The 928-nt window shown below is 70.7% G+C and carries 1 protein-coding gene and 1 pseudogene; both read left to right on the plus strand.

Annotated elements, in window-relative coordinates:
- A partial coding sequence (arsH, locus tag APM_RS10755; protein ID WP_007423400.1) for an arsenical resistance protein ArsH occupies positions 1-655 on the plus strand: 655 nt, incomplete at its 5' end.
- Positions 656-665: 10 nt separating this feature from the next.
- A pseudogene (locus APM_RS10760) lies at positions 666-928 on the plus strand (inorganic phosphate transporter); the annotation flags it as partial.

Below are 928 nucleotides of genomic sequence, written 5' to 3' on the forward strand. Positions count from 1 at the left end.
CGACCCCGCGCGGCTGGAGCCCGCCGCGCGGGCGACGCACCGGCCGCGGGTGCTGCTGCTCTACGGCTCGCTGCGCGAGCGCTCCTATTCGCGGTTCCTCACCGAGGAGGCGGCGCGACTGCTGGAGCTGATGGGGGCGGAGGCGCGCATCTTCGATCCGCGCGGGCTGCCGGTGGCGCAGAGCGTGCCGCCGGAGCACCCCAAGGTGCGGGAGCTGCGCGAGCTGTCGCTCTGGTCGGAGGCGCAGGTCTGGTGCAGCCCGGAGATGCACGGCGCGATCACCGGGGTGATGAAGAACCAGATCGACTGGATTCCGCTGGAGATCGGCGCGATGCGGCCGACCCAGGGGCGGGTGCTGGCGGTGATGCAGGTCTCCGGCGGGTCGCAGAGTTTCAACGCGGTGAACACGCTGCGCCTGCTCGGGCGGTGGATGCGGATGTTCACCATTCCCAACCAGTCGAGTGTCGCCAAGGCGTACGAGCAGTTCGACGAGGCGGGGCGGATGCTGCCCTCGTCCTATTACGACCGGCTGGTGGACGTGATGGAGGAGCTGGTCCGCTTCACCTGGCTGCTGCGCGACCGCGCGGAGTACCTGGTCGACCGCTACAGCGAGCGGCGGCAGGCGCTGGCGAGTGTGGCGACCGACCGGCTGTAGCTCCGGCGTGATGATCCTTCTCCCCCTCGTCGCGTTCGCCTTCGCCTGGAGCATGGGGGCGCATTATACCGGCGCCTGCATGGGGATGCCCTATGCCACCGGCAGCATCAGGCTGCGGCCGGCGCTGGCGCTGATGGCGGCGATGACGTTCGTCGGCGCGCTGCTGTTCAGCCATCGCGTGCTGGTCCATGTCGGCCACGGGATCGTCGGCGGCGGGCTCGGCGCCGGGGCGGCGACCGCGGTGATCGGCGTCGCCTTCCTGCTGACCACGAT

The sequence above is a fragment of the Acidiphilium sp. PM genome (genome assembly GCF_000219295.1).
GTDB classification, from domain to species: Bacteria; Pseudomonadota; Alphaproteobacteria; order Acetobacterales; family Acetobacteraceae; genus Acidiphilium; species Acidiphilium multivorum.